Here is a 14,273-nt window from a genome sequence, read left to right as displayed (position 1 = left end):
GGGCCGTAGCGTTCCCGGCATGACGCCATTTCGCATCGACATTCCGCAGGCGGACCTCGACGACCTGCGTGACCGGCTCTCCCGAACCCGGTGGCCCCGCTCGTTGCCCGGCACCGGCTGGAGCCGTGGGGTGCCGGTGACGTACCTGCGCGAGTTGACCGAGTACTGGGCGAATGGTTACGACTGGCGGGCCCAGGAGGCGCGCCTGAACGACTTCCCCCAGCTCGTCACCGAGATCGACGGCTTGGATGTGCATGTGCTGCACGTCCGCTCGCCGGAGCCGGACGCGCTGCCGTTGTTGCTGACACACGGCTGGCCGAACTCCGTGGTCGAGTTCACCGAGCTGATTGGCCCGCTGTCCGACCCACGCGCTCACGGCGGGGATCCCACGCAGGCGTTTCACGTGGTCGTGCCGTCGGTGCCCGGCTACGGTTTCTCGCAGGCGCCGCCGGCCGGGTTCACGATCGACCGGCTCGCCCGGATGTGGGTCGAGCTGATGACCCGCCTCGGCTACCACCGTTACGGCACCCAGGGCGGCGATCTCGGTGCGTACGTCGCGCCACGGGTGGCCGCGGTGGCGCCGGAGCAGGTCGTCGGCGTGCACATCGACGGCGGGTTCGGCTTCCCGACCGCCGCCGACGTGCCGGACATGAGCGCTGCGGAACGCGCCGAGTGGGAGCAGATGCAGCAGTGGATGAGCGGTGGCGTCGACCATCACGCGCTGCTGCGGGCAGCGCCGCAGACCCTCTCGTACGCCTGGAACGACTCGCCGGTCGGGCTGCTGGCCTGGATGATGCAGAAGTTCAAGGAGTTCACCATGACGGTGCCGACGCCGGAGCAGGCCATCGACCGGGACCATCTGCTCACCAATGTGAACCTCTACTGGTTCACCGGCACGTCGGGAACGTCGTCGTGGCCCATGTACGAGCGACTCACCGTCGCCGACGATGGCGGTTTCGCCTGGCCGACGGGCCAGCGGCGGGTGCCGTCCGGTGTGTACGGCGGTGGCTCCGCGCTGATGCGCCGCCTCGCCGAGCGAGACAACACGATCGTCCACTGGCCGCAGGGCAACCCGGGCAGCCACTTCGTGGCGATGGACGAGCCGCTGGCGCACGCGGCGGACATCCGTGCGTTCTTCGAGGGCCTGCGATGATCGAGCTGAGCTGGGCGCAGGTGTCCGCCCGACGGCTTGCGCGGCACCGGCTCTGCACGCCGGCGGCGGAGGCGGCACCGGACGCCGCACGCGTCGCCGACGTGGTGTCGGCGATGTGCGGCGCGCACGCCCAGATCGCGTCGGCCGCCGAGCTGTCCATCGGGCTGCGGGTGCCGGGCACGACCCGCACCCTGGTACGCCAAGCACTGTGGACCGACCGCACCCTGGTCAAGACCCGTGGGCCACGCGGGACCGTGCACCTGCTCGCCGCAGCGGACCTGCCGATGTGGGTCGGCGCGCTGACCGCGTTGCCGGCGCCGTCCTGGGAGCGGAGTGCTGTCCTGCTGACGCCCCGGCAGACCGAGCAGGTCCTCGCGGCCATCGCCGATGCGGTCGCCGAGGCCGACCTGACCACCGCCGAGCTGACCGAGGAGATCGTCGCCCGTGCCGGCCCGTGGGCGGGTGACCTGGTCATGGAGGCGTTCCAGGACAAGTGGCCACGGTGGGTCGCGGCGATGACCGCCGCCACCCGGGGCGGAGTGATCTGCTTCGGCCCGAATCGCGGTCGGGCCAGCACGTACACCAGCCCGACCCGGTGGCTGCCCGACTTCGCGCCGACGCCCGGTCCCGCCGCCCTGGACGCCCTCGTCCGCAGCTATTTGTACGCGTACGGGCCGGCCACCCCGGCACAGTTCGCCCGGTGGATGGCGGTGCCCCCGGCGTGGGCGACGTTGCTGTTCGACTCGCTCGACCTGACCGAGGTGGCCGTCGAGGGCACACGGGCCTGGGTGGCCGCCGACGACACCGAATTCTCCGACGAGAGCCCGTCCGGGTTGCGGCTCCTGCCGTACTTCGACGCGTACGCGGTCGGCTGCCACCCCCGCGAACGGCTCTTCCCCGGTGCCGCCGCCGAGCGGGCGCTCGCCGGTGGCCAGGCCGGCAACTATCCGGTGCTGCTGGTGGAGGGGGTGGTCGCCGGCGTGTGGCATCAGCGCCGTTCCGGCCGCTCGATTCGGGTCACCGTCGAGCCGCTGCGGACGCTCGGTGCCGCCCAGCAGCGGGCGTTGGGGGAGGAGGTCGAGCGGGTCGGCGAGATCCTGGAGGGCAAGGCGTCGCTGACCATCGGCACCGTCAGTGTCGGCCCGCATGCCTGAGGCCACGCCGGCCCACCGCCTGGGCGACGATGGGAGCGTGCAACCCGAACCGGTCGACCACGCACCCCGGCAGGCGTTCCCCTGGGCGCTCCTGCGCCAGCGCTGGGAGGACCTCACCTTCCTGCACTGGGCCGTCGCTCCGGAGGTGGTCGCGCCGTTGCTGCCCGCCGGCACTCGTCCGGACACGCTCCAGGGGGTGAGCTACGTGGGCCTGATCGGTTTCCAGATGGTCGGGCTGGGCTTCGGCCGTGGCCCGGGGGTGCCGTACTTCGGCACCTTCTGGGAGACCAACGTCCGGCTCTACTCCGTCGACGACGCCGGCCGCCGAACGGTCGTGTTCCGGTCGCTCGACGCGTCCCGCCTGCTGCCGGTGCTGGTGGCGCGGGCGACGCTGCGTCTGCCGTACCTCTGGTCGTCGATGCGGTTGGATCGCGACGGCGACCGTCGCACCTACCGCTGCCGGCGACGCTGGCCGGGGCCGGCGGGCGCGACGAGCCGGATGGTGGTGCGGGTGGGGGAGCCGATCGTCGAGCCGACCCCGCTCGAACACTTCGTCACCGCCCGCTGGGGGCTGCACACCCGGGCGTACGGGCGCACGCTGCACCTGCCGAACTGGCATCCGAGCTGGCCGCTGCACCGGGCCGAGGTGCTGCACCTGGATGACGAGTTGATCGCCGCCGCTGGGCTGCCGGCACCGCTCGGGCCACCGGTGAGCGTGCTCTACTCGCCAGGTGTCGGGGTCAGGTTCGGCCCGCCGGTGGCGGCCCGGCCACGCGGTGCCGGGCCGCCGGAGCCTCAGTAGCGGCCACCCTCAGGCGCGGGCAGCGCGTCCAGGTCGGCCAGGTCCTCGGCGCTGAGCCGCACATCAGCGGCCGCGCAGTTGTCCACGAGATACTTCGGGGTCTTGGTGCCGGGGATCGGGATGACCTGGTCCCCCTGGGCGACCACCCACGCGAGGGCGACCTGCGCGGGGCTGAAGCCGGCCCGGTCGGCGATCTCCCGGACCCGGGCGACGATGGCGAGGTTGGCGCGCAGCGCGTCCTGCTGGAAGCGCGGCAGGCCACGCCGGAAGTCATCGGCGGGCAGGTCGTCGAAGGAGGTGAACCGGCCGGCGAGGAAACCGCGACCGAGCGGGGAGAACGGCAGGAAGGCGATTCCCTGCTCGGCGCAGTACGGCAACACCTCGGTCAACGGGTCGCGCGTCCACAGTGACAACTCGGACTGCACCGACGCCACCGGGTGCACCGCCTGGGCCCGCACGACCTGCTCGACCGTCACCTCGGACAACCCGAGCTGCCGGGCCTTGCCCGCCGCCACGACCTCGGCCATCGCGCCCCAGGACTCCTCGATGGGCACCTCCGGGTCGACCCGGTGCAGCTGGTAGAGGTCGACGTGGTCGGTGCCGAGCCGGCGCAGGCTCTCGTCGATCGCCGCGCGGATGTGCTCCGGGCGGCCGTTGTTGCCGATCTTCGGTGAGTTGCCGGGGCCGCCGGTGGGGGAGGTGGCCACCAGGCCGACCTTCGTGGCCAGTACGGCCCGATCCCGGTGCCCGCCGGCCAGCGCCCGCCCGACCAGCTCCTCGTTGGTGTAGGGCCCGTACACGTCCGACGTGTCGATCAGCGTCGCGCCCAGGTCCAGTGCCTGTCGGATGACGGAGATCGACGTGTCGTCGTCGCGAGGGCCGGTGATGTCGTAGCCGTGGCTCATGCCCATGCAGCCGAGGCCGATGACGCCGACCTCGGGTCCGGTGCTGCCCAGCGTGGTGGTTCGCATGCCCCCACGCTACGACCGGAGCGGTCGACCTGCATACGCCGATCTCGTGCTCAACGCGCTGCGATCCGGACGGCCACGGCTGACACTGGGGAGAAGCTCGGCCGACGTGTCGAGGACGGTGCGCTGGCTTCGACCTTGGGTTGGGGGCCGGAGGCAGCCGGCCTCGCCGACGAGCCGACACGGCACGGATCGAGGAGTGGATCGATGACTAAGGTGACGACCTGGGCGACGATGTCGTTGGACGGCTACATCGCGGACGCGTCCCACGGTGGCTTCGAGTATCTCTTCCAGTGGTACGAGAACGGCGACGTCGAGACGCCCACGGCCGACCCCGAGCTGACCTTTCGAACCTCCGCCACGAGCGCCCGACACCTGCGGGCTCTCACCGAGCGGACCGGCGCGCTCGTCGTCGGCCGGCGGCTCTTCGACATCACCAGCGGGTGGGGTGGCCGGCATCCGCTGGACGTGCCCGTCGTGGTGGTCACGCACAGGGTGCCGGAGGGTTGGGCACCCGAGAACGACTCCTTCGTCTTCGTCACCGACGGCATCGAGAGCGCGATCGCCCGGGCGAAGGCGATCGCCGGCGACAAGGAGGTCGGCGTCAACGGCGGCACCATCGCCGCCCAGGTCGTCGAGGCCGGCCTGCTCGACGAGGTGCACGTCGAGCTCGTCCCGGTTCTGCTCGGCGCCGGCGTCCCGCTCTTCGCCGACCTGAAGATCGCCCCACTTCAGCTGGACGGCCCGTTCAGCGTCGTCGAGGGCGACGGCGTCACGCACCTGGCCTACCGGGTACGCCGAGCGGCCTGAGCGCCGCGCGGGGGCCGGCCTGATCGGGGCCGGTCCCCGGTGTCGGGTGCTGATGCTGAGCCCTCCGGCCAGCGCCCCCCACCTTGCCCCCATAGGCATTGATCGATATTGTGCGCGCAGGCGCCGCCCCGCCTCAGACCACCACCGTCGATCCGAAGCGGGTTCCGCATGCGCACACTGAGAGTTGTCACGACCCTGGCCGTCGCCGGCCTGCTGGCCGGTGGGGTGGCGCTGGTCGCCGCCACACCGGCCAGCGCGGCGACCGCCGTGTTCTCCGTGACGAACAACTGGGGCAACGGCTATCAGGGGCAGGTCACCGTCACCAACGACACCTCCGCACCGATCACCAGTTGGCGGGTCGAGTTCGACCTACCGTCCTCTTCGACCATCAGCCAGTCGTGGAACGCGCAGCAGACGACCTCGGGCAGCCACTACACCTTCGCCAACGTGTCCTGGAACGGCACCCTCGCCGCCGGTGCCTCCACCTCGTTCGGCTTCCTCGTCAACGGCACCGGCACCCCGGTCAACTGCACCGTGAACGGCGCGTCCTGCGCCGGCGGTCCGCCCCCGACCACGCCGCCGCCCACCACCCCGCCACCGACGACCCCGCCGCCGACCACCGGCACGCCGGTCGAGCGGCACGGGCAACTGCGGGTCTGCGGCACCACGATGTGCGACAAGTCCGGCGCGCGGGTGCAGCTGCGGGGAATCAGCAGCATGTGGCTCAACTGGGAAACCGCCCCGTACGCCGAGAACCTCTCCGCGCTGCGCTGGATGCGCGACAACTGGAACCTCCAGGTGATCCGCGCGGCCATGGGCGTGGAGCCGGCGGGGGCGTACCTCAGTGACCCGGCCAAGGCGCGCGCGCAGGTGGAGACCATCATCAACAACGCGGTCACCGCCGGGGTCTACGTGATCGTCGACTGGCACGCGCACGAGGCGCAGAACAACCAGTCCCAGGCGGTGGCGTTCTTCGGTGACCTGGCCCGCCGGTACGGCCACCTGCCGAACGTCATCTGGGAGCCCTACAACGAGCCGCTCCAGGTCAGCTGGACCAACGTCATCAAGCCGTACCACCAGGCGGTGGTGTCCGCGATCCGCGCCGCCGACCCGGACAACATCGTCGTGCTCGGCACCCCGACCTGGTCACAGGATGTGGACGTCGCGGCGGCCAGCCCGGTCACCGGCACCAACCTGATGTACACCCTGCACTTCTACTCCTGCACGCACGGGACGTCGCTGCGCGCCAAGGGCGACGCGGCGATCCGCGCGGGTCTGGCGCTGTTCGTCACGGAGTGGGGCGCCAGCAACGCCGATGGCGGCCTCGACGGCCGGACCTGTCTTCCGGAGGCGCAGTCCTGGATCGACTGGATGAAGGCGAACGGCATCTCCTGGACGGCCTGGAAGCTCGACGTCGGCACCGACACCACCAACCTGCTCAGCCCTGGCGCGCCGGTGACCGGCGGGTGGACCAACTACCTGCACGGCCATGCGCCGTTCGTGGTGGCGAACATGAGGTGATCCCGGCCGCTCCTTGACCGAGATTGATCGAATCAGAACTGCTGCTGTCGGGGTGTCCAGGCCGGCAGGACACCCCGACATCACCGACCGCCACCGCCGACCGGGTCGCCACGACCATCGAGTACGGGGCTGCGCAGCGCTGAGCAGCGCGGACAGAACGGGCGCGTCACCTTAACGCGCCGGAAACACCCCCGGTACCAACCCTGGGAACGCTCGTCGGACAGCCAGACCACCGACACGCGAACCGGGGTGACCATGGCCGACAACACCACGAACGCGCCGACGTACGACGGGCCGGTGGGCCGGTCCGGCAACGGCCGGATGCTGCCCACTCCGCGTACGAATCCGGTCCTGTCGCTGGACGACGGCGACCCGGCGGACCTGGCCACGATCGGGGTGGAGGAGGAGTTCCACGTCGTCGACCTGCACACCCGGGAGTTGGTGCCCCGCGCCGGGGAGTTGCTCGACCGGTTGCCGGCGGCGTCGTTCACCGCCGAGTTGCACCGCAGCGTGGTGGAGACCAACACCGCGGTCTGCCGCACCCTGGACGAGATCCGCGCCGAGCTGACCCGGCTGCGTCAGGCGGCCGTCCAGGTCGCCGACCGGGCCGGTCTGGGCATCGTGGCGGCCGGTACGGTGCCGCTGCGCGCCGACGGCGACCCGAGTGTCACCCCCACCTCCCGCTACCGGCGGATGCTCGACGAGTACCAGCTGCTCGCCCGGGAGCAGTTGATCTGCGGCGCGCAGGTGCACGTCGGCGTCTCCGACCGGGACCTGGCGGTGGCGGTCACCCGCCGGGTCCAGCCGTGGCTGCCGGTGTTGCTCGCCCTCTCCACCAGCTCGCCGTACTGGATGGGTCAGGACAGCGGTTACGCCAGCGTCCGGTCCCTGGTCTGGCAACGCTGGCCCACCGCCGGCGACCCGGGCGAGGTGACCAGCGCCGCGGACCACGAGGCGCTGGTCGCCGAGCTGATCTCCTCCGAGACCATCACCGACCCCGCCATGATCTATTTCGACGTCCGGCCATCGGCGCACGTGCCCACAGTGGAGCTGCGGATCACCGACGCCAACGCCGACGTGGAGACCATCGTCCTGCTCACCGGCCTGTTCCGGGCGCTCGTCCGACGGGAGGTCGCCGCCCTGCGCGCCGGGGTGGAGCGCACGGCCGTACGACCACCGGTCCTGCGCGCCGCCGTGTGGCGGGCGGCCCGCTCCGGGTTGGAGGGTGACCTGCTCGACCTGCCCCGGTCGGCCCGACCGGTGCCGGCCGGCCAGGCGGTCCGCCGCCTGGTGACCGACCTGCGCCCGCAGTTGGAGGCGACCGGGGACTGGGAGCAGGTCAGCGAGCTGACCCGGTGCACGCTGGAACGTGGCAGCTCCGCCGCCCGGCAGCGGCGGGCGTACGAGCGACGGGGCCGGTTGGCCGACGTGGTCGACCTGCTGCTCGACGAGACCCGGGGCCGGGTCCGCGGTCCGCTTCCGGGTGCGCCGACACCGCCGGCGCTGCCCACGTACGCCGACGCCGGTGACGAGGTCTTCGGACCGGCCGGACCGCAACCGGCGTACGCCCCGATGCTCGCGGCCCTGCGCCAACTCGGCGCCGGGGCCCTGCGTCAACGTGAACACGACCGGGACGAGGAGCAGCGGGCCCGGGGCGTGACGTTCAGCGTGGCCGGCGAGGCGAGCACCCGGCTCTTCCCGGTCGACCTGGTGCCCCGGGTGGTGCCCGCCGCCGACTGGCGGACCCTGCGTACCGGCCTGGTGCAGCGCGCCCGCGCCCTCGACGCGTTCCTGCGCGACGTCTACGCGGACCGGGCCGTGGTGGCCGACGGCGTGGTGCCGGCGTGGGTGGTGGAGTCCTCACCCGGACTGCGCCCGACCGGGGCGCTGATGGGCCGGCGGGGCACCCGCGCCCAGGTGTCCGGCACGGACCTCGTCCGGGACCCGGACGGCGGCTGGTACGTGCTGGAGGACAACCTGCGGGTGCCCTCCGGGATCGGCTACGCGGTGCAGAACCGGCGGCTGACCCGGGCGGTGCTGCCGGAGCTGCCGGTGCCGGAGGATCTGCTGCCCGCCGACGAGACGCCGGCGATGCTGTACCGGGCGCTGGTCGCCGCCGCGCCCGCCGCGGCCGACGACCCCGCCGTGGTGGTGCTCAGCAGCGGCCCCGGTGATCCGGCGTGGTTCGAGCATCGGCTGCTCGCCGACGAGATGGGTGTGCCGCTGACCGAGACCAGCGACCTGCTGGTGGAGGAGGGCCGGGTCCGGCTGGTCCGCGAGGGCAGCCGCCGCGAGGTCGACGTGATCTACCTGCGGATGGACGAGGAGGCGCTGCTGCACGCGCCCGGCGCGGACGGGGTGCCGCTGGGCTGGCCGCTGCTCGCCGCCGTGCACGCCGGGCGGCTCACGCTGGCCAACGCGCTGGGCAACGGTGTCGGTGACGACAAGGCGCTGTACGCGTACGTGCCCCGGCTGATCGAGTACTACCTGGGCGAGAAGCCGCTGCTCGGGGACGTGCCGACGTACCTGTGTGGGCTGCCCGAGCAGCGGGCCGAGGTGCTGGGCCGGCTCGACGAGCTGGTGCTCAAGCCGGTGGACGGGTACGGCGGTGACCGGGTGGTGATCGGCCCCCGCGCCGAGGCGGAGGAGTTGGACGCCGTCCGGGAGCAGATCCTCGCCGCCCCGCACCGGTGGATCGCCCAGGAGATGATCGCGCTGACCACCCACCCGGTCTTCGACGGCACGGCGTTGGCTCCCCGCCACGTCGACCTGCGGGCGTTCGTGTTCCTCGGTGACACCGCCGAGGTCGCGCCGGTGGCGCTGACCCGGGTGGCGCCCGCCGGCAGCATGATCGTCAACTCGTCGCGCGGCGGCGGGTCGAAGGACACCTGGCTGCTCGGTGGAGCCGACGAACCGTCGGCGTAACCGACGCTTGACCCACCCGTCATCGGGACGCAACCCGGTCCGCCAAGCCTGGACCGGTCAGCGGCCCCCAGCGGATCCAGCCGATGAGAGGTGAGTGCCATGTGCGGTATCGGAGGCGAGTTCCGCCTCGACGGGGCGCCACCGGACCTGGCCGCCGTCGAGCGGATGCTCCCCGCCCTGGCCTCGCGGGGCCCGGACGGCGAGGGCCGGTGGCAGCAGGGGCCGGCGGCCCTGGTGCACCGCCGGCTGCGCATCATCGACCTGTCCGACGCGGGCGCCCAGCCGATGGTCGACCCCGAGCTGGGCCTGGCAATGGTCTTCAACGGCTGCATCTACAACTACCGGGAGCTGCGCGACGAGCTGACCGCCGCCGGTTACTCCTTCCGGTCCACCTCGGACACCGAGGTGATCCTCAAGGCGTACCACCGGTGGGGAACGGCCTGCGTCGAGCGGTTCTACGGGATGTTCGCGTTCGCCCTGGTCGAGCTGGCGACGCACACCCTGGTGCTGGCCCGGGACCGGCTCGGCATCAAGCCGCTCTACCTGGCCGAGGGGCCGGGCCGGGTGCGTTTCGCCTCGACCCTGCCGGCGTTGCTCGCCGCCGGTGACGTGGACACCGACCTCGACCCGGTGGCGCTGCACCACTACATGAGCTTCCACTCGGTGGTGCCGCCGCCGCGCACGATCCTCGCCGGGGTCCGCAAGTTGCCGCCGGCCACCGTGCGGGTGATCACCGCGGACGGCCGGAGCACCGACACCACCTACTGGCGGCCGGAGTTCAACCGCGCCGCCGCCCCCGCCATGTCCGCCGACGAGTGGCAGGAACGACTCATGGCGGCGTTGCGCACCGCCGTACGACGGCGGATGGTCGCCGACGTACCGGTCGGCGTACTGCTCTCCGGCGGTCTCGACTCGAGCCTGATCGTCGCCCTGCTGGCCGAGCAGGGCCAGACCGGCCTGGCCACCTTCAGCATCGGCTTCGAGGCGGCGGCGGGGGAGAGCGGCGACGAGTTCCACTACTCCGACCTGATCGCCCGCCACTTCGACACCGACCACCAGCAGATCCGCATCGGCGCGAAGCGGTTCGTCCCCGCCGTGCACCAGGCCATCGCGGCGATGAGCGAGCCGATGGTCAGCCATGACTGCGTCGCGTTCCACCTGCTCTCCGAGGAGGTCTCGCAGCGGATCACCGTGGTGCAGTCCGGGCAGGGCGCCGACGAGATCCTCGCCGGCTACGACTGGTACCCGCCGATGGCCAACGTGGCCCGCGCGGACGCCGTCGAGGCGTACGCCCGGGTGTTCTTCGATCGTCGCCACGACGCGCTCGGCGGGCACCTGGCGCCCGAGTGGATGCTCGACCACGACGCCAGCCTGGAGTTCGTCGCCGCGCACTTCGGCGCGCCCGGAGCGGACACCGCGCTGGACGCGGCGCTGCGCCTGGACAGCCTGGTGATGCTGGTCGACGACCCGGTCAAGCGGGTCGACAACATGACGATGGCCTGGGGGCTGGAGGCCCGCGTGCCGTTCCTCGACCACGAGGTGGTCGAGCTGGCCGCCGCCTGCCCCCCGGCCCTGAAGCTGGCGCAGGGCGGCAAGGGGGTGCTGAAGGCGGCGAGCCGGGGCATCGTCCCGGACGAGGTGATCGACCGGCCGAAGGGCTACTTCCCGGTGCCCGCCATCCGGCACCTCTCCGGCCCCCTGCTCGACGACGTGCGGGACGCGCTGACCGCCCGACCGGCGCGCGAGCGGGGCCTGTTCCGCAAGGACTACCTGGAGGAGTTGCTGGACGCGCCGAACGCCCGGCGGACCACGCTGGGCTCCAACGCGCTCTGGCAGCTCGGGCTGCTGGAGCTCTGGTTGCAGCGGATCGGGGTTTAGATGAGCGTACGGATTGAGCCGCCGCGCACCACCCGGCGGCCCCGACCCGCGAACCACCGGCCGGTGCCACCGCCGGTGCCGATCAGCGAGGACTTCGCCCCCGCGCCGTCCCCCGACGGCCGCCGGGTGGCGTTCCTCTCCGACCGGGCCGGCACGCCCGGCGTCTGGGTCTGCCAGGTCGACGCGGGTGCGCCCGTCGCGCTGCCCGTCGGCGACGAACCGGTTCTCGCGCTGAGCTGGTCCCCGGACGGCCAGTGGCTGGCCTGTGTCGTCGCCCCCGGTGGCGCGCCCCGCACCGAGCTGTGGGTGCTGCGCCCGGACGGAACGCGACGCCACCAGGTCGCCGGGTTCGGTCGCCGCAGCGCCGCGCTGGCCGGCTGGCTGCCGCACGGCGCGGTGCTGGCGGTCAGCGAGACCGACGAGCACGGGCAGGCCCTGCTGGTCGACGCGGCCACCGGGCACCGGCGGGTGCTCGCCCAGGGCGACCTGCTCACCCTCCTGGACGTGACCCCGGACGCCGGCACCGCGCTGCTGCGCCGCGGCCCCCGTAACGCCCGCTGGCTGGAGGTGCTCGACGTGGCCACCGGCGTTCGACGGCGGCTGTTTCCGGACACCGGGCGGGGCAGCACCGACCAGGGTTGGTTCGGCCCGGACGGCACGAGCGTGCTGGCCCGCACCGACGCGTACTCCGAACTCGCCGCGCTGGTACGGGTCGACCTGACCCGGCCGGAGCAGCCGCCGACCCGGCTGGCCGGACGACCGGACGCCGAGCTGGAACACGTCGCGGCCAGCGCGGACGGGCAGCGCGGCGCGTTGCTGTGGAACACCTACGGCGGGCGCAGCGAGCTGAGCCTGCTCGATTTCGCCAGCGGTGTGCAGCGGGCCGTCACCGCCCCCGGCGAGGTGCTCGGCGACGCCGTCTTCGCCGCCGACGGCGCCCTGCTCTGCCTCACCGCGCAGGGGCCGGTGCAACCACGGGAGGTCTGGCTGGTCGACCCGTCGACCGGGGCGCCGCGCCCGCTGCGGCCGGACACGGGCGTCCCGCGTACGGACGATGCCGGTGTCGCGCCGCAACTGGTCGACCTGCGGGCTCGCGACGGGCTGCCGCTCTCCGGCTGGCTCTACCGCCCGGCCGGCCCGGGTCCCTGGCCGACGGCGATCAGCCTTCACGGTGGCCCGGAGGCGCAGGAACGCCCCGGCTACAACCCGCTGTTCCAGGCACTGGTGGCGCAGGGCATCGCGGTCTTCGCGCCCAACGTCCGTGGGTCGTCCGGGTTCGGCCGTTCGTTCGTCGCCGCCGACAACCTCGCCGGCCGCTACGGTGCGATCGCCGACGTCGCGGCCTGCGCCGACTTCCTCGTCGACGCCGGCGTCACCCGGCCCGGCCAGCTCGGCGTTCTGGGCCGCTCCTACGGCGGTTACCTGGTCCTCGCGGTGCTGGTGAACTTCCCCGGTCTCTTCGCCGCCGGTGTCGCCGAGTGCGGCATCTCCGACTTCCGGACCTTCTTCGCCGGCACCGAGCCGTGGATCGCCGCCGCCGCCGTCAGCAAGTACGGCGACCCGCACCGGGATGCCGAGCTGCTGCGTGACCTCTCCCCGCTGACCCACATCGACCGGCTGGACGTGCCGGTGCTGCTGATCCACGGCGCCAACGACACCAACGTGCCGGCGGGCGAGTCGGCGCAGGTCGCCCAGGCCCTCGCCGACCGCGGTGTGCCGCACGGGCACCTGGTGCTCACCGGGGAGGGGCACGACTTCCTGTCACGGACCAACGCCGAGGCGGCCCGTACGGCCACCACCGGCTGGCTGACCCGGCACCTCGCCGCGACCGCGACCCTCGTCGGCTGAGGCGTTATCCTGCGCCGGTGGAGGTCGCGGCGCAGGGCGAGCGGTTGGCCGCGGACCTGGGTCGCTGGCTGGCCGAGGTGACCTTCGTCGACCTGGACACCGACGAGGTCACCGCGCGGGTGATCGACTCGGTGGTGCGGTGGGCCGAGGCCCAGGGCTGGCGGGTCTACCGGCGCGCGCCCAGCGTGCTGCCGTTGCCACCACCGCTGGAGCAGCGGCACTCGGTGCTCGACGTGGCGTGTGCCCGTCCGGACGGTCCGCCCGTCGTGGTGGAGGTCGACCACACCGACCGGGCCCGTACGGTCCAGAAGCTGCGCGCGGAGGCGGACGCCGGCCGGATCCCGATCTGGGTGCGGTGGGGCGTCGGGCGTTTCACCGCGCCGCCACCGCCGGTGCGGATGGTGACCGTCGAGGTGACCCGGCGAGCCGGTCCGGCCGGGCGCGGGCGGCTGCACAGCCGCGTCGGTGCCCGTCCCGCCCCGGCCCACTCGACGGCCGGCGGCACGGTGACCCCGCAGGCGCTGCCGATCCCGTTGACCGACCCGGCGCAGGGCCCGGTCGACGACGCGGGTAAGAGCACCTGAAGCGAATCGTAAGCGGCAGCCGGCAGAGTTCTGGGTGTCACCGGAGAGCACGACAAACACCCAGGAGATCCCGATGCGCAAGCTCGTCAACTCGACCTACATCACCCTCGACGGCGTCATCGAGAACCCGATGTGGACCATGCCGTACTTCGACGAGGAGGCGGCCAGCCTCGCCGGGGCGCAGACCGAGGAGGCCGACGCGATGCTGATGGGCCGGGCCACCTACGACGGCATGTCCGCCGCCTGGCCAACCAGGGACGAGAGCGACCCGACCACGGGCGCCGCGTACTTCAACAACGTCAAGAAGTACGTCGCCTCGACCACCCTGACCAACCCCACCTGGAACAACACGGAGGTGCTCCAGGGCGATCTGGTCGAGGCGGTCACCGCGCTCAAGGCCCAGCCGGGCAAGAACATCATCCAGTACGGCTTCGGCTCGGTCACCGCCCAGCTGATCCGCGCCGGTCTGGTGGACGAGGTCCGGTTCTGGATCCACCCTGTGCTGGAGGGCGGCCCCAGCCTCACCGCGCCGCTGACCGACGTCAAGGCGTCGTTCGACCTGGTCGACACCCGGGTGCACAAGAGCGGCGTGATCGTCGCCTCGTACGCGCCGAAGGTGACCTCCTGAGC

General features: G+C 72.6%; 11 protein-coding genes. 10 read left to right on the top strand and 1 reads right to left on the bottom strand.

The genetic code is table 11. From position 1 onward, the window contains the following. Nucleotides 1-19: 19 nt before the first annotated feature. From ACFYP0_RS04050 to ACFYP0_RS04040, 3 genes are read left to right on the top strand one after another with little or no spacing between them, the layout of a single operon-like run. Nucleotides 20-1,153, top strand: a complete 1,134-nt coding sequence (locus ACFYP0_RS04050; protein ID WP_356975306.1) for an epoxide hydrolase family protein — start codon at nucleotides 20-22, stop codon at nucleotides 1,151-1,153. Continuing rightward, nucleotides 1,150-2,307: a winged helix DNA-binding domain-containing protein gene (locus ACFYP0_RS04045; protein WP_356975308.1), complete on the top strand. Its 1,158-nt coding sequence runs from the start codon at nucleotides 1,150-1,152 to the stop codon at nucleotides 2,305-2,307. The genes ACFYP0_RS04050 and ACFYP0_RS04045 overlap by 4 nt, the downstream gene beginning before the upstream one ends. Before the next feature lie 37 nt (nucleotides 2,308-2,344). Beyond that, a complete protein-coding gene (locus ACFYP0_RS04040) occupies nucleotides 2,345-3,109 on the top strand; it encodes a YqjF family protein (protein ID WP_356975310.1) in 765 nt (254 codons plus the stop codon). Here ACFYP0_RS04040 and ACFYP0_RS04035 read toward each other — a convergent pair. Then, on the bottom strand, nucleotides 3,103-4,080 hold the full coding sequence (locus ACFYP0_RS04035; RefSeq protein WP_386994261.1) for an aldo/keto reductase: 978 nt from the start codon (nucleotides 4,078-4,080) through the stop codon (nucleotides 3,103-3,105). The two genes, ACFYP0_RS04040 and ACFYP0_RS04035, sit on opposite strands and share 7 nt — an antisense overlap. 204 nt (nucleotides 4,081-4,284) lie before the next feature. Between ACFYP0_RS04035 and ACFYP0_RS04030 the strand changes: the two genes are divergently transcribed. From ACFYP0_RS04030 to ACFYP0_RS04000, 7 genes are all read left to right on the top strand, one after another. After that, nucleotides 4,285-4,887, top strand: coding sequence for a dihydrofolate reductase family protein (locus tag ACFYP0_RS04030; protein WP_386994259.1), 603 nt, complete (start codon nucleotides 4,285-4,287; stop codon nucleotides 4,885-4,887). 168 nt (nucleotides 4,888-5,055) lie between these two features. Next, complete coding sequence (locus ACFYP0_RS04025; RefSeq protein WP_356975316.1) at nucleotides 5,056-6,408, top strand: cellulase family glycosylhydrolase; 1,353 nt, start codon at nucleotides 5,056-5,058, stop codon at nucleotides 6,406-6,408. 255 nt (nucleotides 6,409-6,663) lie between these two features. Next, entirely contained in the window at nucleotides 6,664-9,333 is a 2,670-nt protein-coding gene (locus tag ACFYP0_RS04020; RefSeq protein WP_356975318.1) for a carboxylate--amine ligase/circularly permuted type 2 ATP-grasp protein, read from the top strand. A 99-nt stretch (nucleotides 9,334-9,432) separates the two neighbouring features. After that, nucleotides 9,433-11,211 (top strand): N-acetylglutaminylglutamine amidotransferase, encoded by a 1,779-nt coding sequence (locus tag ACFYP0_RS04015; protein WP_124854840.1) that lies wholly within the window; start codon nucleotides 9,433-9,435, stop codon nucleotides 11,209-11,211. Beyond that, entirely contained in the window at nucleotides 11,212-13,059 is a 1,848-nt protein-coding gene (locus ACFYP0_RS04010; RefSeq protein ID WP_386994256.1) for a S9 family peptidase, read from the top strand. 17 nt (nucleotides 13,060-13,076) lie between these two features. Further along, nucleotides 13,077-13,643, top strand: coding sequence for a hypothetical protein (locus ACFYP0_RS04005; RefSeq protein WP_386994255.1), 567 nt, complete (start codon nucleotides 13,077-13,079; stop codon nucleotides 13,641-13,643). A 73-nt stretch (nucleotides 13,644-13,716) separates the two neighbouring features. After that, nucleotides 13,717-14,271 (top strand): dihydrofolate reductase family protein, encoded by a 555-nt coding sequence (locus ACFYP0_RS04000; RefSeq protein WP_124854836.1) that lies wholly within the window; start codon nucleotides 13,717-13,719, stop codon nucleotides 14,269-14,271. Nucleotides 14,272-14,273 lie beyond the last annotated feature (2 nt).

The sequence above is a fragment of the Micromonospora arida genome, from assembly GCF_042873195.1.
Classification (GTDB): domain Bacteria; phylum Actinomycetota; class Actinomycetes; order Mycobacteriales; family Micromonosporaceae; genus Micromonospora; species Micromonospora arida.
The sequence above is the reverse complement of the archived record's forward strand: the minus strand, read 5'-3'. Positions and strand labels throughout refer to the sequence as shown.